The 1,323-nt window shown below is 61.4% G+C and carries 1 protein-coding gene and 1 other annotated feature; the gene reads right to left on the bottom strand.

Annotated features, from left to right (window positions below; genetic code table 11):
- Window positions 1–39 precede the first annotated feature (39 nt).
- A protein-coding gene (locus HHL26_RS24020; RefSeq protein ID WP_169576924.1) for an IS3 family transposase occupies window positions 40–1,268 on the bottom strand; the annotation gives its coding sequence in 2 pieces (ribosomal slippage) (window positions 40–980 and window positions 980–1,268; 1,230 coding nt in all).
- Window positions 871–987: a sequence feature (AL1L pseudoknot), on the bottom strand. It overlaps the preceding gene by 117 nt.
- Window positions 1,269–1,323: the final 55 nt, after the last annotated feature.

The raw sequence follows: 1,323 nt of genomic DNA, 5'->3' as shown, positions 1-1,323 counted from the left end.
TGAACCGCCCCGGGATTGCCGGAGGCCATTTGGTTTAAATTATGCGGCCATGGGTGTTTCGTCCAGCATGGCGTAGTAGCGCTCCTCGGCTTCGGCAGGCGGGATGTTGCCAATGGGCGCGAGCAACCGCCGGTTGTTGAACCAGTCTACCCATTCGAGAGTGGCGTATTCAACGGCTTCAAAGGATCGCCACGGTCCTCGCCGGTGGATCACCTCGGCCTTGTAAAGGCCGTTGATGGTCTCCGCCAAGGCGTTGTCATAACTGTCGCCCACACTCCCGACCGATGGCTCGATCCCAGCCTCGGCAAGGCGCTCGGTATACTTGATCGAGACATATTGGCTGCCGCGGTCGCTGTGGTGGATCAGGCCGCCATGATGAACTGGTCGCCGATCATGGATTGCCTGCTCCAGGGCGTCGAGCACAAAGCTGGCATGGGCCGTCCTGCTCACCCGCCAGCCCACAATATAGCGGGCGTATACGTCGATCACGAAGGCCACGTAGACGAACCCCGACCACGTCGCGACATAGGTGAAGTCCGACACCCACAGCATGTTCGGTGCCGGCGCATGGAACTGACGGTTGACCTGATCGAGCGGACACGGAGCCGCCTTGTCGCTGATCGTCGTCTTCACCGGCTTGCCCCGGATCACGCCCTGCAGGCCCAAATCACGCATCAACCGCTCCACTGTGCAGCGGGCAATATCAAAGCCCTCCCGCTGCATCTGCCGCCACACCTTGCGCACGCCGTAGACCTTGAAGTTGGCATCGAACACGCGCCGAACCTCGGGCTTCATGGCCTCATCACGCTGGACACGTGGTGACAGGCGCGAGGGATCGCGTCGCGATGCCACACGTTCATGATAGGTGGATGGGGCGATCGGCAGAACCCGGCAGATCGGCTCGACCCCATACTCATCCCGATGCTCGTCAATGAAGGCAGTCATCGCTTGAACGGGCGGTCGAGCTCCGCCTGGGCAAAATATGCCGACGCCTTGCGCAGAATCTCGTTGGCCTGGCGAAGCTCACGGTTCTCGCGCTCCAGCGCCTTCAAACGGTCTGCCAGTTCGGTGGGAACGCCAGGACGTTTGCCGCTGTTCACCTCAGCCTTCTTTACCCACTCTAGCAGCGTGTGCCCCGAACAGCCGATCTTCTCGGCAATGGATATGATCGCCGCCCAGCGGGACGGATGGTCGCCTTCGTGGTCCAGCACCATGCGGACGGCCCGCTCACGAACCTCCGGTGCAAACTTGTTCGTCGTCTTGCTCATCGTAGACCCTTCCTCTCAGGAGTTAGGGCCTCCGGCAATCCCGGGGCGGTTCAAA

It is taken from the genome of Sphingobium sp. TB-6, assembly GCF_012927365.1.
Taxonomy (GTDB): Bacteria; Pseudomonadota; Alphaproteobacteria; order Sphingomonadales; family Sphingomonadaceae; genus Sphingobium.
The sequence above is the reverse complement of the archived record's forward strand: the minus strand, read 5'-3'. Positions and strand labels throughout refer to the sequence as shown.